Origin of the sequence: Hydrogenophaga sp. (genome assembly GCF_022844385.1) — a bacterium.
Classification (GTDB): Bacteria; Pseudomonadota; Gammaproteobacteria; order Burkholderiales; family Burkholderiaceae_C; genus Hydrogenophaga.
In genome coordinates this window covers 1-19587 of record NZ_JALHLX010000054.1, presented here as the reverse complement: position 1 = coordinate 19587, position 19587 = coordinate 1, and the positions used below count along the sequence as shown (strand labels likewise).

Annotated in this window: 22 protein-coding genes, 1 pseudogene and 1 riboswitch; of the genes and pseudogenes, 8 read left to right on the top strand and 15 right to left on the bottom strand. The window is 65.9% G+C overall.

Annotation, left to right across the window (positions count from 1 at the left end; all coding sequences use genetic code 11):
- Both Q0C59_RS10925 and nadB read left to right on the top strand, forming a co-directional pair.
- On the top strand, nucleotides 1-789 hold a 789-nt coding region (locus tag Q0C59_RS10925), incomplete at its 5' end, for a ScpA family protein (RefSeq protein ID WP_291215167.1).
- Nucleotides 790-883: 94 nt separating this feature from the next.
- Entirely contained in the window at nucleotides 884-2491 is a 1608-nt protein-coding gene (nadB, locus tag Q0C59_RS10920) for an L-aspartate oxidase (RefSeq protein WP_291215165.1), read from the top strand.
- Nucleotides 2492-2497: 6 nt separating this feature from the next.
- On the opposite strand, the gene nadA is transcribed toward nadB, so the two are convergent.
- Nucleotides 2498-3604 (bottom strand): quinolinate synthase NadA, encoded by a 1107-nt coding sequence (gene nadA, locus Q0C59_RS10915; protein ID WP_291215163.1) that lies wholly within the window; start codon nucleotides 3602-3604, stop codon nucleotides 2498-2500.
- Nucleotides 3605-3624: 20 nt separating this feature from the next.
- The gene (gene nadC / locus Q0C59_RS10910; RefSeq protein ID WP_291215161.1) at nucleotides 3625-4488 is read right to left on the bottom strand and encodes a carboxylating nicotinate-nucleotide diphosphorylase; all 864 of its coding nucleotides are present in this window, start codon (nucleotides 4486-4488) and stop codon (nucleotides 3625-3627) included.
- 72 nt (nucleotides 4489-4560) lie between these two features.
- Between nadC and panB the strand changes: the two genes are divergently transcribed.
- Genes panB through Q0C59_RS10895 form a run of 3 tightly spaced genes read left to right on the top strand, consistent with a single transcriptional unit; the run spans nucleotide 4561 to nucleotide 6565 of the window.
- On the top strand, nucleotides 4561-5448 hold the full coding sequence (gene panB, locus Q0C59_RS10905) for a 3-methyl-2-oxobutanoate hydroxymethyltransferase (protein WP_291215159.1): 888 nt from the start codon (nucleotides 4561-4563) through the stop codon (nucleotides 5446-5448).
- Between the two features lie 2 nt (nucleotides 5449-5450).
- The gene (panC, locus tag Q0C59_RS10900; protein WP_291215157.1) at nucleotides 5451-6302 is read left to right on the top strand and encodes a pantoate--beta-alanine ligase; all 852 of its coding nucleotides are present in this window, start codon (nucleotides 5451-5453) and stop codon (nucleotides 6300-6302) included.
- 17 nt (nucleotides 6303-6319) lie between these two features.
- Complete coding sequence (locus Q0C59_RS10895; protein WP_291215155.1) at nucleotides 6320-6565, top strand: DUF1272 domain-containing protein; 246 nt, start codon at nucleotides 6320-6322, stop codon at nucleotides 6563-6565.
- Here Q0C59_RS10895 and Q0C59_RS10890 read toward each other — a convergent pair whose 3' ends face one another.
- From Q0C59_RS10890 to Q0C59_RS10875, 4 genes are all read right to left on the bottom strand, one after another.
- Nucleotides 6566-7582, bottom strand: coding sequence for an NAD(P)H-dependent glycerol-3-phosphate dehydrogenase (locus Q0C59_RS10890; protein ID WP_291215152.1), 1017 nt, complete (start codon nucleotides 7580-7582; stop codon nucleotides 6566-6568). It lies immediately after the preceding gene.
- A 22-nt stretch (nucleotides 7583-7604) separates the two neighbouring features.
- Entirely contained in the window at nucleotides 7605-8063 is a 459-nt protein-coding gene (gene secB / locus Q0C59_RS10885) for a protein-export chaperone SecB (RefSeq protein WP_291215149.1), read from the bottom strand.
- Nucleotides 8064-8168: 105 nt separating this feature from the next.
- Nucleotides 8169-8426 (bottom strand): glutaredoxin 3, encoded by a 258-nt coding sequence (gene grxC, locus Q0C59_RS10880; RefSeq protein ID WP_069045547.1) that lies wholly within the window; start codon nucleotides 8424-8426, stop codon nucleotides 8169-8171.
- Nucleotides 8427-8466: 40 nt separating this feature from the next.
- On the bottom strand, nucleotides 8467-8877 hold the full coding sequence (locus tag Q0C59_RS10875) for a rhodanese-like domain-containing protein (RefSeq protein ID WP_291215146.1): 411 nt from the start codon (nucleotides 8875-8877) through the stop codon (nucleotides 8467-8469).
- 117 nt (nucleotides 8878-8994) lie between these two features.
- Between Q0C59_RS10875 and gpmA the strand changes: the two genes are divergently transcribed.
- From gpmA to Q0C59_RS10860, 3 genes are all read left to right on the top strand, one after another.
- Nucleotides 8995-9738, top strand: a complete 744-nt coding sequence (gene gpmA, locus Q0C59_RS10870; RefSeq protein WP_291215143.1) for a 2,3-diphosphoglycerate-dependent phosphoglycerate mutase — start codon at nucleotides 8995-8997, stop codon at nucleotides 9736-9738.
- 118 nt (nucleotides 9739-9856) lie between these two features.
- A complete protein-coding gene (locus tag Q0C59_RS10865; protein ID WP_291215172.1) occupies nucleotides 9857-11338 on the top strand; it encodes a S41 family peptidase in 1482 nt (493 codons plus the stop codon).
- Nucleotides 11339-11372: 34 nt separating this feature from the next.
- A complete protein-coding gene (locus tag Q0C59_RS10860) occupies nucleotides 11373-12125 on the top strand; it encodes a HesA/MoeB/ThiF family protein (RefSeq protein ID WP_291215170.1) in 753 nt (250 codons plus the stop codon).
- Nucleotides 12126-12140: 15 nt separating this feature from the next.
- On the opposite strand, the gene Q0C59_RS10855 is transcribed toward Q0C59_RS10860, so the two are convergent.
- From Q0C59_RS10855 to Q0C59_RS10815, 9 genes and pseudogenes are all read right to left on the bottom strand, one after another.
- Nucleotides 12141-12629 carry a thermonuclease family protein gene (locus Q0C59_RS10855; protein ID WP_291215141.1) on the bottom strand — a complete coding sequence of 163 codons (489 nt, stop codon included), beginning with the start codon at nucleotides 12627-12629 and terminating at the stop codon, nucleotides 12141-12143.
- A gap of 23 nt (nucleotides 12630-12652) precedes the next feature.
- Complete coding sequence (locus tag Q0C59_RS10850) at nucleotides 12653-15070, bottom strand: ligase-associated DNA damage response DEXH box helicase (RefSeq protein WP_291215138.1); 2418 nt, start codon at nucleotides 15068-15070, stop codon at nucleotides 12653-12655.
- Nucleotides 15071-15171: 101 nt separating this feature from the next.
- Nucleotides 15172-15393: a hypothetical protein gene (locus Q0C59_RS10845; RefSeq protein WP_291215135.1), complete on the bottom strand. Its 222-nt coding sequence runs from the start codon at nucleotides 15391-15393 to the stop codon at nucleotides 15172-15174.
- 96 nt (nucleotides 15394-15489) lie between these two features.
- Complete coding sequence (locus Q0C59_RS10840; RefSeq protein WP_291215132.1) at nucleotides 15490-15993, bottom strand: DM13 domain-containing protein; 504 nt, start codon at nucleotides 15991-15993, stop codon at nucleotides 15490-15492.
- Nucleotides 15994-16063: 70 nt separating this feature from the next.
- Nucleotides 16064-16561, bottom strand: coding sequence for a 6,7-dimethyl-8-ribityllumazine synthase (locus tag Q0C59_RS10835; protein ID WP_291215129.1), 498 nt, complete (start codon nucleotides 16559-16561; stop codon nucleotides 16064-16066).
- An 81-nt stretch (nucleotides 16562-16642) separates the two neighbouring features.
- Nucleotides 16643-16812, bottom strand: a riboswitch (FMN riboswitch).
- Between the two features lie 84 nt (nucleotides 16813-16896).
- The gene (locus Q0C59_RS10830; protein WP_291215127.1) at nucleotides 16897-17730 is read right to left on the bottom strand and encodes a DUF429 domain-containing protein; all 834 of its coding nucleotides are present in this window, start codon (nucleotides 17728-17730) and stop codon (nucleotides 16897-16899) included.
- A gap of 7 nt (nucleotides 17731-17737) precedes the next feature.
- The gene (locus Q0C59_RS10825) at nucleotides 17738-18163 is read right to left on the bottom strand and encodes a BLUF domain-containing protein (RefSeq protein ID WP_291215124.1); all 426 of its coding nucleotides are present in this window, start codon (nucleotides 18161-18163) and stop codon (nucleotides 17738-17740) included.
- Nucleotides 18164-18206: 43 nt separating this feature from the next.
- Nucleotides 18207-18932, bottom strand: coding sequence for a GTP cyclohydrolase I (gene folE, locus Q0C59_RS10820; RefSeq protein ID WP_291215120.1), 726 nt, complete (start codon nucleotides 18930-18932; stop codon nucleotides 18207-18209).
- 36 nt (nucleotides 18933-18968) lie between these two features.
- Nucleotides 18969-19587: pseudogene (locus tag Q0C59_RS10815) on the bottom strand (ATP-dependent DNA ligase); the annotation flags it as partial.

The window sequence follows — 19587 nt, the reverse complement described above, 5'->3', positions numbered from 1 at the left end:
GTGGTGGACCACGTTGCATTGGCCCGCTTGTACGGCGAGCCCCTGTTCGCCATGCCGAGGGACCTGTACATCCCGCCCGACGCGCTGCAGATCTTTCTCGAAGCCTTTGAAGGCCCGCTGGACCTGCTGCTGTACCTGATCCGCAAGCAGAACTTCAACATCCTCGACATCCCGATGGCGGCGGTGACCCGCCAGTACCTCACGTATGTCGACGAGATCCGCAACAGCAACCTGGAGCTGGCGGCCGAATACCTGTTGATGGCGGCGATGCTGATCGAGATCAAGTCGCGCATGCTGCTGCCGCCCAAGAAGACGGCCGAGGGCGAAGAGGCCGAAGACCCGCGCGCCGAGCTGGTGCGCCGTCTGCTCGAATACGAGCAGATGAAACTGGCTGCCCAGCGCCTGACCGAGGCGCCGCAGTACGGCCGCGATTTTTTGCGCGCGCAGGTCTACGTGGAGCAGGCGCTGGCACCGCGCTTCCCCGACGTGAGCCCCATCGACCTGCAAAGCGCCTGGCGCGACATCCTCAAGCGCGCCAAGCTCGTGCAGCACCACAAGATCAGCCGCGAAGAGCTCTCGGTGCGCGAGCACATGAGCATCGTGCTGCGCCGCCTGCAAGGTCGCAAGTTCGTTGAATTCGGCGAGCTTTTCGATCCTGAAAAGGGATCGCCTGTGCTGGTGGTCACCTTCATTGCGATGCTCGAACTGGCCAAAGAAACCCTGATCGAGCTCACCCAGGCCGAGGCCTTCGCCCCCATTTATGTCCGCCTGGCTTACACATCAACATGAGCCCCCACGCTCCACCGCTTCGCGGGTCGCTGCCCCCCACAGGGGCTGAGCCGCCTTGGGAGCGGCCCGGCGCCGGCTCGCCTTACCTTTCAACATGACCGACCTTCACCGCTTCGACGTCCTCATCATCGGCAGCGGCCTGGCCGGGCTGACCGCTGCGCTGCACCTGTCCACCACCCACCGCGTGGCGGTGGTGACCAAACGAGCCTTGCTCGATGGTTCCAGCAACTGGGCGCAGGGCGGCATTGCGGCGGTGCTGGGCGAAGGTGACACCGTCGCCTCGCACGTGGACGACACCCTGGTGGCCGGCGCCGGCCTGTGCGACCTGGAAGCCACGCAGTTCACGGTGGAAAACGCACCGGCGGCCATCGCCTGGCTGCAGGAACTGGGCGTGCCCTTCTCGCTGGAGCACGGCGAACTGCACCTCACGCGCGAGGGTGGCCACAGCCACCGGCGCATCGTGCACGCGGCCGATGCCACCGGCGCGGCGGTGCAGGCCACACTGATCGAGCGCGTGCGCAACACGCCGGCCATCAAAGTGTTCGAGCACCACATGCTGGTCGACCTGATCACCGACCGCAAACTGCCCGGCCACGACCCGGCCCGCCAGGTGGCGGAGCGGTGCTTTGGCGCCTACGTGCTCGACACCCTTCGTGATGAGGTTGTGACCTTCAGCGCCACCCACACCGTGCTGGCCACGGGCGGCGCGGGCAAGGTTTACCTCTACACCACCAACCCCGACACCGCCACGGGCGACGGCATCGCCGCGGGTTGGCGCGCGGGCTGCCAGGTGGGCAACATGGAGTTCATCCAGTTCCACCCGACCTGCCTCTACCACCCGCACGCCAAGAGCTACCTGATCACGGAAGCCGTGCGCGGCGAAGGCGGGCTGCTCAAGCTGCCGGCGCATCTGGGCAGCCACCGCTTCATGCCCGACCACGACCCGCGCGCCGAACTCGCGCCGCGCGACGTGGTGGCGCGTGCGATCGACTTCGAGATGAAGAAGCACGGCCTGGATTGCGTATACCTCGACATTTCGCACCAGAGCCCCAAGTTCCTGCAGGAGCACTTTCCCAACATCCTGGCGCGTTGCGCCGAGCTGGGCATCGACATCACGACAGAGCCGATTCCCGTGGTGCCGGCCGCGCACTACACCTGTGGCGGTCTGGTCACCGATCTGGGCGGGCGCACCAACATTGCCGGCCTGTACGCCGTGGGTGAGACCACCTGCACCGGGCTGCACGGCGCCAACCGGCTGGCGAGCAATTCGCTGGTGGAGTGCATGGTGTTTGCGCAAGGTGCGGTGAACGCGATCCGATCGGTGGCGGTGGTCGACACACCCGCCATGCCGCTGTGGGACGACAGCCGCGTGACCGACGCCGACGAGCAGGTGGTGATCTCGCACAACTGGGACGAACTGCGCCGCTTCATGTGGGACTACGTGGGCATCGTGCGCACCAACAAACGCCTGGAGCGCGCGGCCCACCGCATCTCGCTGCTGCAGTCGGAAATCCACGAGTTCTATTCGCAGTTCCACGTCACCCGCGACCTGCTGGAACTGCGCAACCTGGTGCAGGTGGCCGACCTGATCGTGATGTCGGCCATGCTTCGGCACGAGAGCCGCGGGTTGCACTTCAGCCGGGACTACCCGGACATGCTGCCGGTGGCGAAACCGACGATCCTCGTACCACCAGCGCGCTGAGCCTGCTCAGGCCGCGCCGATGTTCGGCACCAGCGCACCCGGGTCGTTGCCCAGGCGCTGAGCACCGGTGAATGCCAGCATGCGGTCAATCGGCAACCGTGCCCGGGGAATCAGCGCCGGGTCGACGTGGATTTCATTCAGGCCTTTTTCAAGGATCTGCGCCACACCCGCCAGCCCGTTCATCGCCATCCAGGGGCAGTGCGCGCAGCTCTTGCACGTGGCGCTGTTGCCGGCAGTGGGCGCTTCGATGAACACCTTGCCCGGGTTCTGCTGGCGCAGCATGTGCATCATGCCGTTGTCGGTGGCCACGATGAACTCGGGCGCGTCCATCTCGCGCGCTGCGCGCAGGATGGCCGAGGTGGAGCCCACCGAGTCGGCCAGCGCGATCACATCGGCCGGGCTCTCCGGGTGCACCAGCACCTTGGCCTGGGGGTGCTCCTTCATCAGCGCCTGCAGCTCGAAGGCCTTGAATTCGTCGTGCACGATGCAGGCGCCGCCCCACATCACCATGTCGGCCCCGGTCTCGCGCTGGATGTAGCCGCCCAGGTGTTTGTCGGGCGCCCACAGAATCTTGTGGCCTTTCTCCTTGAGTGCGCTCACGATGTCCAGGGCACAGCTCGACGTGACCAGCCAGTCCGAACGCGCCTTCACCGCCGCGCTGGTGTTGGCGTAGACCACCACCGTGCGGTCCGGGTGCGCGTCGCAGAAGGCGCTGAACTCGTCGATGGGGCAACCCAGGTCGAGCGAACAGTTCGCGTCGAGATCGGGCATGAGCACGGTCTTCTCCGGACTCAGGATCTTTGCGGTCTCACCCATGAAGCGCACGCCCGAGACGATCAGGGTTTGCGCCGCGTGGTCGCGCCCGAAACGCGCCATCTCCAGCGAGTCGCTCACGATGCCGCCGGTCTCGATGGCGAGGTCCTGCAGGTCGGGGTGCACGTAATAGTGCGACACCATCACCGCGTTGCGCTCTTTCAGCAGGCGGCGGATCTTGTCTTTCAGTTCGGCGCGTTGCTTCGGACCAGGCTCCACCGGCACGCGCGCCCAGGCGTGCTGCGTGGGGCAAGCAGGTTGTTCGTACTCGACGTCGATGACGGTGGCTTCGGTGTTCATGGTGTCTCTTTCGGGAAGCGTCAGAGCGCCTCGAATCGCATGGAAAAATCAATCGCCTTCACGTCTTTGGTGAGGGCGCCGATGGAGATGCGGTCCACGCCGGTTTCGGCCAGCGCGCGCACGGTCTGCAAGTTCACGCCACCCGAAATCTCCAGCACTGCGCGGCCTGCGTTGCGCCGCACCGCCTCCTGCAAGGTGGGGATGTCCATGTTGTCCAGCAAGACCATGGTGGCGCCACAGGCCAGGGCCTCGTCGAGCTGGGCCAGGGTCTCCACCTCGATCTCGACAAAGCGCGCCTGGGGCGCGGTTTCGCGCACGCGCTGCAGCACCTGGGCCACGCCGCCGGCCGCAGCGATGTGGTTTTCCTTGATGAGCACCGCGTCATACAGGCCGATGCGGTGGTTCACGCCGCCGCCGGTCTTCACCGCATATTTCTGCGCCAGCCGCAGGCCCGGCAAGGTCTTGCGCGTGTCCACGATCTGCGCGCGTGTGCCCGCCACCGCGTCCACAAACACCGCCGTCCTGGTGGCCACGGCCGACAGCAACTGCAGGAAGTTGAGCGCGGTGCGCTCGGCGGTGAGCAGCGGCTGTGCAAGCCCGTCGATCGTGAGCACGGTCTGGTCGGGTACGCAGCGCTGCCCCTCGGTCACGTGCCATGTCAGCCGGGCCTGCGGATCCAGCGACAACACCGCCGCCTCCACCCAGGGCGTGCCGCAAATGACCGCCGCCTCGCGCGCTACGATGCGCGCCCGGGCAGGTCGTTCCGGGTCGATCAATGCCGCGGTCAGGTCGCCCACGCCCACGTCTTCCGCCAGTGCCAGTGCAACGTCGCAACTGGCCACTTTCTGCAGGTCAACCAGGGTGAATTCAGAGAGGTGTTTCATGGGCCGCAAGCATACCGGGATGGTCTATAGTCCCGCATTCTCACCCACCCCTGAAACACGCGGGACCCCCGAATGAGCACCCCCACTTCCTCAGCGCCCATGGCCACACCCTACGGCACACTGCCCACGGCTTCACCCCTGCCCCAGCGCAAACCCGTGAGCCTGCCGCGCCTGGCCGAAATGCGCGAGCGCGGCGAGAAGATCACCATGCTCACCGCTTACGACGCCACCTTCGCCGCAGTGGCCGACGCCGCCGGTGTGGAGTGCATCCTGGTGGGCGACTCCCTCGGCATGGTGTGCCAGGGTCTGGCCAGCACCGCAGGCGTGACGCTGGAGACCATGGCCTACCACGTGGAGAGCGTGGCGCGGGGTCTGCGGCGCGTGCAGGCCACCGCCTGGTTGCTGGGCGACCTTCCGTTTGGCAGCTACCACGAATCCAAAGAACAAGCCATGCGCAGTGCGGCCCAGCTGGTGCACGCCGGTGCGCACATGGTCAAGCTCGAAGGCGGCGGCTGGACGGCCGAGACCGTGCGCTTCCTGGTCGAGCGCGGCATTCCGGTGTGTGCCCACCTCGGCCTCACACCGCAGACGGTGCACGCGCTGGGCGGCTACCGCGTGCAGGGCCGCGGCGACGCGGCTGCCCTCGTGCTCAAGCGCCACGCGCTCGAACTGCAGGACGCTGGCGCCACCATGGTCGTTCTGGAAATGGTGCCCGCAGCCCTCTCGGCCGAGATCACCCGCCAACTCCCGACCTGCCACACCATCGGCATCGGCGCGGGCAAGGACACCGCCGGCCAGGTGCTGGTGATGCACGACATGCTGGGCGTCAACCTCGGCAAGAACCCGAAGTTTGTACGCAACTTCATGGAAGGCGCGGGCAGCGTGCGCGACGCCATGGCCGCCTACGTGGCGGCCGTGAAAAACGGGACCTTTCCCGACGACGCACTGCACGCCTGGTGACCATGAAAATCGTCCACACCCTCGACGACCTCCGCGCCACGCTGCGACCTTTCAACAGCCCCGCCCTGGTGCCCACCATGGGCAACCTGCACGCAGGTCATCTGGATCTGGTGCGCACCGCCAAGCCCTTGGGTGATGTGACCGTGGCCAGCATCTTCGTCAACCGGCTGCAGTTCGCGCCGCACGAAGACTTCGATACCTACCCGCGCACCTTGCAGGCCGATTGCGACAAGCTCGCCGCCGCGGGTTGTGACGTGGTGTTCGCTCCTTCAGAGACAGAGATGTACCCCGAACCGCAGGGCTTCAAGGTGCAGCCGCCCGCCGAGCTGGCCGACATTCTGGAAGGCCATTTCCGCCCCGGCTTTTTCACCGGTGTGTGCACGGTGGTGATGAAACTGTTCCAGAGCGTGCTGTCCGAAGCCAAGGGTGAGCGTTTTGCCGTCTTCGGGCAGAAGGACTACCAGCAGCAGATGGTGATCCGGCGCATGGTCAAACAGTTCGCCATGCCCATCACCATCGTCAGCGGCGACACCCAGCGCGCACCCGATGGCCTGGCCCTGAGCTCGCGCAACGGATACCTGAGTGAGAGCGAGCGCGCCGAAGCGGTGCAGCTGTCGTTGGCGCTGCGCGCACTGGGTCGAGACGCGCTGGCCGCCGCCGATGGTCTGGCGCGCCAACTGCCCGGGCTGGAACAACGCGCCATGAAAGACCTGAGCGCGCGCGGCTGGCAACCCGATTATTTGACCGTGCGCCGCCGCGCCGACCTGCAGGCGCCGCTTGCGGGTGATCCGCTGGTGGTGCTGGGCGCCGCGCGGCTGGGCACAACCCGTCTCATCGACAACTTTGAAATCTGACAACCGGAGTTCTCGCCATGCTCCAGCTGCGCCCCAACTGCGAATGCTGCAACCGCGACCTGCCCAACGAATCGCTGGACGCGCGGATCTGCACCTTTGAATGCACCTTCTGCAAGGACTGCGTTGAAACGAAGTTGAACAACACCTGCCCGAACTGCAGCGGAGAGCTGGTGCGCCGCCCGCGTCGGCCTGCGGCGGCGCTGGCGCGCAACCCGGCGTCGACCGAGCGGGTGTTCAACCCGGCCGGCTGCACGCCCGCCTGATCAGAGCAGTTCGTCCTTGGGGTCCCGACCCATGAGCAGCGCCACCGCCTGCGCAGGCTGCAGGTCACCATCCAGCAGGGCCACCACCGCGTCGGTGATGGGCATGTCCACACCCAGTGACCGGGCACGCTGGGCCACCGTACGCGCGCTGTAAACACCTTCGGCCACGTGGCCGAGCGAATCCACCGCCTGCTGCAGGTTCATGCCCTGCGCGAGCAACTGGCCCACCTTGCGGTTGCGCGAGAGGTCGCCGGTGGCGGTGAGCACCAGGTCGCCCAGGCCCGAGAGGCCCATGAAGGTTTCGGCCTTGGCACCCAGCGCCAGGCCCAGCCGGGTCATTTCGGCCAGACCACGGGTGATGAGCGCAGCGCGCGCGTTCATGCCCAGCCCCAGGCCGTCGCACAGGCCGGTGGCGATGGCCAGCACGTTCTTCACCGCCCCGCCGACCTCCACGCCCACGATGTCGTCGTTCGCGTACACGCGCAGCGTGGGGCTGTGAAACGCCGCCACCAGGACGTCGCGCACCTGGGCATGTTCGCTGGCGGCCACCAGGGCGGTGGGCTGGCCGTGGGCCACTTCCAGTGCAAAGCTCGGCCCGCTCAAGACGCCCGCCCGCAAATCGGGCGCAACCTGGGCGCAGACCTCGTGGCCCAGCAAGCCGCCGACAGGTGCCGTGGGTGCCTCAAACCCCTTGCACAGCCAGGCCACGGGCACGCGCAGACCAGCGAGCAGCGTCAACATGGCGCGCAGCCCCGCCATGGGTGTGGCGACGATCACGAGATCGGCGCCAACGAGCAGCGGCGAACCGCTGCCCAGCGGTCCGGTGGCGATCAGGACGGTCTCCGGAATCACCACCCCGCTGAGGTAGCGGCGGTTTTCCCGGTGCTGCTGCAGGTCGGCGGCTTGCTGCGCATCGCGCGCCCACAGGCTGACACGTCGATGCATGTCCGTCGCACGGACCGCGCTGATGGCCAGCGCAGTGCCCCAGGCACCCGCGCCGAGCACGACGATGTTCATCGAACCGGTGCCGGGCAAGGCCTTATTGCGTGACGATGCGCGGCGCGTCGGCGGCGGCCTGCGCCTGCTGCTGCTCGTACATGGCCTGGAAGTTGATTTCCGCCAGGTGCACGGGCGGAAAACCGCCGCGCTGGATGATGTCGGCCACGTTGCTGCGCAGGTACGGATACACGATCTGCGGGCAGGCGATGCCCATGATCGGGCCCATCTGTTCCTGCGGCAGGTTGCGGATCTCGAAGATGCCGGCCTGTTTGGCTTCGACCAGGAACACGGTCTTGTCCTTGATCTTGGTCGTCACGGTGGCGGTCACACAGACTTCAAACACGCCATCGGCCACCGGATTGGCTTCCACACCGAGCTGGATGTCCACCGTGGGCTGTTCCTGCTCCAGCAGGATGGCGGGCGAATTGGGTTGCTCGAGCGACGCTTCCTTCAGGTAGACGCGCTGGATCTGGAAGGTGGGTTCCTGGTTTTCTGCCATGGTGTTGTCTCGAAGAATGCGTTGAAAAAACAAACCCGCCGGGGGAGCGTTCCCGCGGCGGGCACTGGGCTGAATTATGTCAGCCCGGCGAGGCGGGTTTGTGACTCAGGCCTGCAGCATGGGCACGAGACCACCGCGCCCATCCAGTGCGTGCAGGTCGTCGCAACCGCCCACGTGTTGCTCGCCAATGAAGATCTGCGGCACGCTGGTGCGGCCCGTGATGGCCTTCATCTGCGCGCGCAACTCGGGCTGCCCGTCGACAAACACCTCTTCCAGGTCGGCCACGCCGTGGCTTTGCAGCAGCGCCTTGGCAGAACTGCAATAAGGGCAGTAAGCGCTGGTGAACATCTTGACTTTGGCCATGCGGATTTCCTGTCGGTTCAATAAAACTATCAGGAAATGATCAGGCTTTTTGCACCGGCAGGCTGGCGGCGCGCCACGCGCCCATGCCACCCGTCAGGGATTGCGCGTTCTCATAGCCCAATTTTTTGGCCAGTGCCACGGCCCGGTTGGCCCTGGAACCGTTGGCACACACCAGGATCAGCTGGGTGGCCTTGTTCTTGACCGTGCCGGGCAGCTTGGCCTCGAATTCGGCCAAAGGCACGTTCTTGGCGCCGATCACGTGGCCGGCGGCGAATTCGGCCGGCTCGCTCACGTCCACAACCACCGCTTTGTCGCGGTTCATCAGTTGCACGGCTTGCGTCGTGTTCAGAGAGCCGGCGCGCGATCCGGCCGAGACCGTGGGCCACAACAGCATGGCGCCCGACGAGAACGCCACGGCCAGCAAAATCCAGTTATCGATGAAGAAACTCACGAGGACACCTTTCGAGTAAGCCCGGGATTTTAGAATGGCGGGCTGCCCTGTGCCGGCTTCGCCGTGCGGAGCACCGGTTTTTCTCCGCCCCGCCCCACCAACGCCACCCCCTTCCCCATGTACAAACTCGTCCTGATTCGCCACGGCGAATCCACCTGGAACCTGGAAAACCGCTTCACCGGCTGGACCGACGTCGACCTCACGCCCACCGGGCTGAACCAGGCGCTGGCCGCCGGCCGCCTGCTGAAGGCCGAGGGTTATGACTTTGACCTCGCCTACACCAGCGTGCTCAAACGCGCCACGCGAACCCTGTGGCACGTGCTCGACGAGATGGACCGCACCTGGCTGCCGGTGGTGCACAGCTGGCGCCTGAACGAGCGCCACTACGGTGCGCTCCAAGGTCTGAACAAGGCCGATACCGCCAAAAAATACGGCGACGACCAGGTGCTGGTCTGGAGGCGCAGCTACGACACGCCGCCGCCTTCGCTGGAATTGGGCGACCCGCGCAGCGAGCGCGGCGACCGCCGCTACGACCGCCTCAAGCCCGAGGAGGTCCCGCTCACCGAATGCCTGAAAGACACCGTGGCCCGCGTGCTGCCGTTCTGGAACGAGGCCATGGCGCCCGCCATCAAGGCCGGCAAACGCGTGGTGGTGGCCGCCCACGGCAACAGCATCCGGGCCTTGGTGAAATACCTCGACGGCATCTCCGAGACCGACATCGTCAACCTCAACATCCCCAACGGCATTCCGCTGGTCTACGAGCTCGACGCCAACCTCCAACCGATCAAAAGTTACTACCTGGGCGACGCCGAAGCGGCGGCCCGCGCGGCGGCTGCGGTGGCCGCCCAGGGCAAGGCCTGAACGGCGGTCTGGTGATTGGGGAACCGAACCGGTTCCCCATGCTCATAGGTGTATATTGATCCGCCGTCGGGTTGTCCGGCATGGGCGTCATTACTGGGGACATTCAATGGCAAAACAGGTGAGTCACAAGCTGAAAATTGCAGGCTGGGTGGCCATTGGTGCGGTCGCCGGTGCGCTGACCACAGTGCAGCTTCAAGCGGTGGCCCGCGGCACGCTCGCGCCTTTGCCGCTGGAGGAGTTGCAGCAGCTCGCTGCCGTTTTCGGCATGGTCAAGACCGACTATGTGGAGCCGGTGGATGAGAAAAAGCTGATCAACGAAGCCATCTCCGGCATGGTCGCCAGCCTGGATCCGCATTCCCAGTACTTCGACAAGAAGTCGTTCAAGGAATTCCGCGAAGGCACCAGTGGGCGTTTCGTCGGTGTGGGCATCGAGATCACCATGGAAGACGGCCTGGTCAAGGTGGTCTCGCCCATTGAAGACTCGCCCGCGTTCCGCGCCGGCCTCAAGACCAATGACCTGATCACCAAGATCGACGACACCAACGTCAAAGGCCTGTCGATCAACGACGCGGTCAAGCTCATGCGTGGCGAGCCGAGAACCAAGGTGCTGTTGACCATCTTCCGCAAGGACGAGGACCGCACTTTCCCGGTGACCATCACCCGCGAAGAAATCAAGACCCAGAGTGTGAAATCACGCGTGGTGGAGCCGGGGTACGCCTGGGTTCGTGTGTCGCAGTTCCAGGAACGGACCATCGAAGACTTCGCCCGCAAGGTGGAAGACCTCTACAAGGCCGAGCCCAACCTCAAGGGTCTGGTGCTCGACCTGCGCAACGACCCGGGTGGCCTGCTCGACGCGGCCGTGGCCTTGTCGGCCGCCTTCCTGCCGGAAAACGTGACCGTGGTGTCCACCAACGGCCAGCTCGAAGACAGCAAGTTCATCTACAAGGCGGTGCCGCAGCACTACCTGCGCCGCGGCGGCAACGATCCGATCAAGCGCCTGACCGAAAACACCAAGGGTGCGCTCAAGCGTGTGCCGCTGGTGGTGATCGTCAACGAAGGTTCGGCCTCGGCGAGCGAGATCGTGGCCGGTGCCCTGCAAGACCACAAACGTGCCACCATCATTGGCAGTCAGACCTTCGGCAAGGGTTCGGTGCAGACGGTGCGCCCGCTCGGCCCCGACACCGGCTTGAAGCTGACCACCGCGCGTTACTACACGCCGCTGGGCACCTCCATCCAGGGTAAGGGCATCGTGCCCGACGTGCTGGTGGACGAAACCCTGGAAGGCAATGTGTTTGCCGCGCTGCGCACCCGCGAAGCCGACCTGCAGAACAGCCTGACCAACGGCAAGGACGCCCGGGCGGCCGCCACACCGATGACGGACGCCGCCCGCGCTGCCGAACAGGCACGCAGCGAAGAGCGTGAAGTGGCGCGCAAGCGGCTGGAAGAAGAAGCCCGCAAGAATCCGGGCCAGCGCCTGGTGCCGGAATTCGGCACAGAGAAGGACTTCCAGCTCATGCAGGCCATCAACCAGCTCAAGGGTCGCCCGGTCATGGTCAGCAAGAGCCAGACGGTGCGGGTCGAAGAGAAAAAAGAAAACTGAGGACACAGCGGGCTGACAGCCCGCTGTGATGCTTTTGGACGACGCACAGCTCCTGCGCTACTCGCGCCACATCCTGCTCAACGAACTCGGCGTCGAAGGTCAAGAGGCCTTGCTGGCTTCGCACGCGCTGATCATCGGCGCCGGTGGCCTGGGCTCTCCGGTGGCGCTGTATCTGGGCAGCGCCGGCGTGGGCCGCATCACCGTGGTGGACCACGACGTGGTGGACGAGACCAACCTGCAGCGCCAGATCGCCCACAACCTCGCGCGGGTGGGTCATCCCAAAGCCGAATCCATTGTGGAGGCCATTGCTGCCATCAACCCCGATGTGCGGGTCACACCCATCGTGCAGCGGGCCGACGAGGCCTTGCTCGGCGAACTCGTTGCGCAGGCCGATGTGGTGCTCGACTGCACCGACAATTTCGCCACCCGCCACGCCATCAACCGCGCCTGCGTGAAACACCGCAAGCCGCTGGTCTCAGGTGCTGCGATCCGCATGGACGGGCAGCTCAGCGTGTTCGACGCGCGCACGCCTGGCAATCCCTGTTACGCCTGCGTGTTCCCCGAATCGGCCGACCTCGAAGAAACCCGTTGCGCGACCATGGGCGTGTTCGCGCCGCTGGTGGGCATCGTGGGCACCATGCAGGCGGCCGAGGCTTTGAAGCTGCTCACTGGCCTGGGCTCACGCCTCACGGGCAAGCTGCTCATGCTGGACGGGCGCGACCTGGCGTTCAACGAAATCACCTTGCCGCAGAACCCGCAGTGCGCGGTCTGCGGCGCCCCGCACTGATTCAAGCGCCCGAATTCAGCCGCGCGGCGGCATCGGGCACGGCCCGTGGCGCTTGCGAAAGTCGCGAGGCAATTCGGGTGCAGCCTCCTTGAAGACGCCTCGCTTTTGGGCGCGTGCAACGGTTTCTTCCTCGGCGAACGGCCCCAGGCTGCGCCGCCAGCGGTACGACCAGGCCTGCCCTGCGGACACCATCCAGGCCGCCACGTCGTCACCCTGGTGCACGATGCGTGCAATACCCCGACCATAGTCGTCCTGCGCGCGAACCCGCACCTCCACCACCTGGTTGAGCACGCGCTGCGCCAGCACATCGCGTGACGCCTTGCCGCCGCTCTGGCAGATCTCGGGCGCGTCGATGCCTTCCAGGCGCAGCTTTCGGTACGGGCCACCGGCCAGCGGTTTCACCCACACGGTATCGCCGTCGAACACGCGGCTGACGCGCGCACTGTAGACCTCGTCCCGCCGCGGAAACTCCTGAGCGCTGGCGCTCAGGACCAGGAGTGCCATTCCCAAGCTCACCCACCAGGGCTTCATGCGTTCGCCTTGTCGATGTCGCGCAGCAGCTTGTCCAGCCGCGCGGAGAGTTGTTCGGTGCTCAGGCGCTCGCGCAGCCGTTCCACCATCAGCGGCAGGCTCATCGGGCTCGGGCGCTCCAGCGCCACGCTGTGCAGGGCGTGGGTGGCCATGCCTTGCAGGCAATTGCGCAGGCGGTCAATGTCCAGCTCCTGCGACAGCACCTCGCGCTCGGCCTGACCCAGCAGCAAGTTGCCCGGGTCGTACTTGCGGAACACCTCGAAGAACAACCCGCTGGAGGCCTGCAGTTGTTTGAGGCTCTTGGGCGCACCCGGGTAGCCGCTGAACACCAGCCCTGCGACCCGCGCAATCTCGCGAAAGCGCCGCTGGGCCAGCTCACCTGCGTTGAGCGACGCCAACACGTGCTCCAGCAGATCGTCTGGCGCAAACACCGAGCGATCCAGCAGGCGGGTGAGGTCCGCCGGCTCGCTGCTCAGCAGCTCCAGGCCGTAGTCGTTGACCGAGAGGCTGAAGGTGTTGGGCTGCTCGCGCGCGAGCCGCCAGGCCAGCAAACTCGCCAGCCCCAGGTGCACATGGCGCCCGGCGAAGGGGTACAGATAGAGGTGGTGGCCTTCGCGTGATGGCATGTGTTCAACCAGCAGCTCCCCCGGTCTGGGCAGGCGCGAGACACGGGCCTGCGCCTCAAGCATGGGGCGCGCCGCCTGCATTTCGGGCGACTCGAAACGGCCATGGGCGGCCAACGCCATCTGTGCCAGCACGGCGTCGGCCAGCTCGGTGGACAGCGGCATCTTGCCGCCCTGCCACGAGGGCACGGCGCCCTTGGTCTTTACGGCCTTTTTCACCCAGGCCGTCATCTCGTGCACACGGATGAATTCGAGCAGGCGCCCGGCGAACACGAAACAGTCGCCCTTGCGCAGGCGCGCAATGAAGCCTTCTTCGATCGAGCCGATGCGCCCGCCGTTCAGGTACTTCACCTGCAGCGACGCGTCGCTCACGATGGTGCCCACACCCAGCCGGTGGCGGCGCGCGGTGGCGCGGCCCTGCGGCGTGTCAGGCACGCGGTACACCCCGGCGTCGTCGGGCTGGATGCGGTGGTAGTCGGGATAGGCGTTCAGGCTCTCGCCGCCGCGTTCACAGAAGGCCAGTGCCCAGTCGAATGACTCCCGCGAGAGCTCTCGGTACGCGAACGCGCCGCGCACCTCGGCGAACAGGTCGTCGGGCCTGAAGCCGCCACCCAGCGCGACGGTGACCAGGTGCTGCACCAACACGTCGAGCGGTTGCTCGGGGCTGCGCCGGCTCTCCACACGCCCGGCCAGTGCGGCTTCGCGCACGGCAGCGGCCTCCACCAGCTCCAGCGTGTTGGTGGGCACCAGTGTGATGCGGCTGGGCCGTCCCGGTGCGTGGCCACTGCGCCCGGCGCGTTGGAGCAGGCGCGCCACACCTTTGGCAGAACCGATCTGCAGCACACGTTCGACCGGCAAAAAGTCGACCCCGAGGTCGAGCGAAGACGTGGCCACCACGGCCTTCAGCTGCCCGGACTTCAGCCCCTGCTCCACCCACTCGCGCACGGCCTTGTCCAGGCTGCCGTGGTGCAAGGCCACCTGCCCGGCCCAGTCGGGCCGCAGGGCGAGCAACATCTGGTACCAGATCTCGGCCTGGCTGCGCGTGTTGGTGAACACCAGCGCGGTGCTCGCGGTTTCCAGCTCTCGAACCACCGGCTCCTGCATGCGCGCGCCCAGGTGACCCGCCCAGGAATAACGCCCGGGTTCGGGCGGGATCAGCGTGTCGATGGCCAGCGCCTTGTCCACGCGCCCGCGCACCAGTTGCGCGTTGTTCGGGCCACAGAGCACTTGCAGGGCTTCGTCGAGGTTGCCCAGCGTCGCGCTCATGCCCCACACCTGCAAACCGGGCTGCCAGTGCCGCAGCCGCGCCAGCGCCAGCTGCACCTGCACGCCGCGTTTGCTGCCAATGAGCTCGTGCCACTCGTCCACCACAACGGCGCGCACGCCGGCCAGCTCATCAGGCGCGTGGGTGCGCGCGAGCAGGAGCGACAGGGATTCGGGCGTGGTGACCAGCACCGTCGGCCAGCGCCGGTCTTGCCGGGCCCGCTCCGCGCTGGGCGTGTCACCGGTGCGCAGGCCCAGCGTCCACCCCGGCGCGAGATCAGCCATCGGAACTCGCAGGGCCGCCGCGCTGTCGGCCGCCAGAGCGCGCATGGGCGTGATCCACAGCACCGTGAGCGGTACAGGTTTGTTGGCTGGCAGGGACTGGAGAAGGTGTTCGATCAGGCCGAGCCAGACCGCGTAGGTCTTGCCAGAGCCGGTGGTGGCGTGAAGCAGACCGCTCTGGCCGGCGCCGATGGCCGACCAGACCTCGCGTTGAAATTCAAAGGGCGTCCAGAGACGCGAAACCATCCAACTCGCCGCGCAGGTTGGCGGCGTGGTGGATGGTTTGGGGGAGTGCGGTGGAGCGAGCTGCTTGCGCGGCATCGGCTAAAAGACAGAGGCCCAGGCCATCAGCCCTTTTTGCCGCCCATCACCAGCAGCGCAGCACCGACCACGATGGCGCCGATACCAGCCCACACCGGGACGTTGACGGTTTCCTTTTCTTTCACGGTGAGTTCCAGCGGACCCAGCTTCACGGCCGAGGTGTCCTTGGTGTAGCTGAAGCTGCCGTAGATCAGACCGATGGCGCCTGCGGCGATGAGGATGATGCCGACCAGTTTGGCTGTGTTCATGAGGGTTTCCGTTCCGTGAGGGTGCGCTTCCGTCGCCGGGCCAAAACAGCCCAGACGCAGCGCAGGGGACGATGATGCATCAATTGCGGCTGAAGCTCAGCCTGGCTCGCGGTACTGCGCAGCGGTGATGAACTGGCTGAACGTCTCACACCAGACGATGACGCTGGTGAAACGTGAAGGGTCTGTGCCCTCCGGCAAGGTCACGATGAAGTTCTCGAAGGTCTTCACATCGCCCACGCGCAGCATGGTCGACTTGAGCCGCTTGAAATCGGCCTCGGTCTCCACGAATTCGGGTGACAGGTACAGCTTGTAGTCGGGTCCGGGGGCCAGCCGCCCGGTGAACACCACCTGCTGCGGGCTCAGGGTCACCGTGCCTTCGCCCCAGTGCAAGGGATCGCTGCCCTTCAGGTCGCGGCGGAACTCGCCGCTGTACATGCCGCCCACCACGGCCTGGGCCACCTCTTCGGCGCTCGGCCCGGGCGGTGCGGTGAGGATGGGCAAGGCGTAAATGCCGGCACCAAAGCCCAGCAGCAAGGCAAGCGCGTGCGATGCCAGGAGCAGCACCTTGCGGCGGGGAGAAGTGGCAATGGTGGCAGGCATGGGCTGTTTCCTTCAGGTGACCCAGGTTCGTCTGGCCAGAGACGAAAGCCTTACACGCGACCTGGCCAACTCAGGCCGGCAGCATGCTTTGCAAGCGCAGCAGCCCGGCCACCGTCTGCAGGCAGGCCTGCGCGGCTTCGGTGCCTTTGACCGCAAAGTGGCGCATGAAGTATTTGCGGTGTTCAACATGCTCGTGGAAATGGTGCGGTGTGAGCACGGCGGAGATCATGGGCACGCCAGTGTCGAGCTGCACGTCCATCAGCGCCTGCACCACGGTCTGCGCCACGAAGTCGTGGCGGTAGATGCCGCCGTCCACCACCAGCGCGCTGCCCACCACGGCGGCATAGCGGCCGGAGCGAGCCAGACGTTGCGCATGCAGCGGGATCTCGAACGCGCCGGGCACATCGAACACGTCGATGGCGTCAACACCAAAACCGGCCAGTGCCATTTCAGCAAAAAACGCGTCGCGGGCCTGGTGAACGATGTCGGCGTGCCACGAGGCTTCAACAAATGCGAAGCGCAGTGCGGCGGGCAGTTGGGGAAGGGGAGAAGATTCGGTCTGATTCATGGTGTCCCAGAGGCAGAGAGGCCAACAAATCAGGGCGCACAAGCGCACGCGCACCGCTGCGCGCAACGCAACGGACGCCTGGCTCGCTCTCTGACATCCGGACTGTGACCGTCGGTCCCGGGATCCCACCGGGTCTGCTGACCCCATGCCATGAACAAGTCATGGCATGGGCGCTCGCGGCACTCGTGCGGTCGTGTCGCCACGCCGCCATCACCGCCGGTGGGGAGTTTCACCCCGCCCTGAGAACGCTTGTGTCCAGCACAAGGCCGAACACGACTGATTCTAGGCACACGAGCGTGCCCGCACTGTCGCGCGGGTTGAAGCGCACAAACGATTCAGGCGGTCACGATCCAGCCTTCGAGCGGATCAAATTCGGGCAGGCCCCAGCGTGGGTGGCCTGCCTCGTGCTGCACCTGCGCCCAGGCGGCTTGCAGCAGGCAGAGCACCGCATCAAGGCTGTCACCGCTGGCGTCGTCAGCCAGTGCATCGCGCTGTGCGTGGGTCAGCTTCAGGCGCAGGCCACAGGCTTGCAGCAGAGGCGCCTGGCCGTTTTCGAGCGCGTTGATGAGTGTCTTGCGCGCGATCAGGCGGTCGGGCGTCTGTTTCACCTTGTCGTCGCTTTTGTACGAAGCGGTGCCGAGCACGCTGCGCGCGAGCAGGCCGGGGTAGGCCTCCAGGCCCACGCGCGCGGGATCGCCCAAGCGCAGGCCGGGCAGCGTGACGTCGGCCGCGATCAGGCGCGGCACACCCGCGTGCAACATGAAAGCCACTGGCGGGTTGACCCACTTCATGCTCGGACTGGAGCCGGCGGGCCCGTCGGTGACGCGGTGGGCAAACTTCCCCCCCACCGGGCGCGCGTTGCAGAAGCCCGCGAACGCATCGCGGATGGCCTCGCGGCTGAGACCAGCGTAGTGGGCCATGCAGGCGGCCCAGTCGGTCGGCCAGCCCAAGGTGGTGACCAGCTCGCGCGGCAAGCCAAACGGCAGGTCGAAACCGCCCACCCAATGGCCGGGTGCGGCCAGCCGGGACAGCCAGGCATCGAGTGCGTCGAAACGCTCCACGCCGGTCAAAACGACGCGGTTGCGGTCGGTACGGCCTGTGGCCAGCGTGATCGGTTTGCGGCGGCTCGGCGCGCTGGTGAAGTCGCAGCCGAGGAGCGAGGGAGTCACGTTCTGCTCAAGCCCTGCCAATGATGCTCGCGGTGGCCATCAACTCTTCGAGCAGGGCGAGGGAGACTTTGCCCGACACCGCGTACGGGTCGAACTCGGGCTTCTCGGAGTACTTCAACACGATGGAGGTGTTGAGCTTGGACAGGTTGACCTGGCCCATGGTCCAGCCACCGAAGCGGCGCTCGGTGATCTCTTCGTAGTGCAGCAGCTCCACGCCGGTGTGACGCACATCGGCCACGATGTGGTTGTAGAGCTTGTTGACCGCGCTGCGCCCGCCTTCAATGGCCTGCAGGAACACCCCGCCGCCGTAGCACAGCACGCCGGTGATGCCGTTGCCCATGTTGTGCGAACGCGAGGATTCCAGGATGGATTCGATCAAGCGGGGGGAATCTTTTTCGACAGCGCGGCTGACGTAGAGGAGGCGGACGAGCATGGTGTTCTTCTTCTGGACGGTCGATGAGTTCAGCGCGAAAAATTCAGCGCGGGATGAGCGAGAGGAATTCGCGCCGCAGGTTGGGGTCTTTGAGGAACACGCCGCGCATGACCGAGTTGATCATCTTGCTGTCCATGTCCTTCACACCGCGCCAGGCCATGCAGTAGTGGCTGGCCTCCATCACGAGGGCCAGGCCGTCGGGCTGGGTCTTTTCCTGGATCAGGTCGGCGAGTTGCACCACGGCTTCTTCCTGGATCTGCGGGCGACCCATGATCCATTCGGCCAGCCGCGCGTACTTGGACAGACCGATCACGTTGGTGTGTTCGTTGGGCATCACGCCGATCCAGATGCGGCCGATCACCGGGCAGAAATGGTGGCTGCAGGCGCTGCGCACCGTGATGGGGCCCACGATCATCAACTCGTTGAGGTGCTCGGCGTTCGGGAATTCGGTGATGCTCGGCGCCTTGACATAGCGGCCGTTGAACACCTCCTTGATGTACATCTTGGCGACGCGGCGCGCGGTGTCGCCGGTGTTGTGGTCGTTGTCGAGATCGATGACCATGCTGTCGAGCACACCCTTCATCTTCTCGGCCACCTCGTCGAGCAACAGTTCGAGCTCACCCGGCTGGATGAACTCGGCGATGTTGTCGTTGGAGTGGAAACGCTGGCGCGCTGCCTTGACGCGCTCGCGGATCTTGACGGAGACGGGCGTACCGATATCTTCGTCGGGCGTGGAAGGGGTCATGGGGGGATCGGATTTCATGAGCATTCGGCATGCTATCACCCGACTTCGCGCCGGCAAGTCTCAGCCGTCTTGACCGATTTTCACTGGGGTTTTCGCCAGCAAGGCTTCCAGCTCCTGCAGGGTGCTCGCCTCGTGCAGGGGTTTGTCGTACCGGATGCGCTGCATGCGAGGGAAGCGCAGCGCCACGCCGCTTTTGTGGCGGCTGCTGCGCGCAATACCCTCGAAGGCGAGTTCAAACACCATCGTGGGCCGCACGCTGCGCACCGGGCCGAACTTCTCCAGCGTGTGCTGGCGGATCACCGCGTCCACCGCCTTGAATTCGGCGTCGGTCAGGCCCGAATAGGCTTTGGTGAAGGCCACGAGTTGCAGCGCGCCGGGCACGGCGGGTTCGCGCCGGGCAATCGCATCCACCACGGCCTGCGCTTCTTCGGCGCTGGCGGGCGCGCGGTTCCACACGGCAAAGGTGTAATCGGTGTAGACCGAGGCGCGGCGGCCGTGGCCCGCCTGGGCATAGATCAGCACGCCGTCGATGCTCAGCGGATCGATCTTCCATTTCCACCAGGCGAGCACGCCCTCTTCGATGCTCCTGTCCGGACCCGCCCAGCGTTTCTGCCGCCCGGTGCCATAGCTGCTGCGGCGGTGTTTGAGCATGAGACCCTCGACGCCGAGTTCGCGCGCC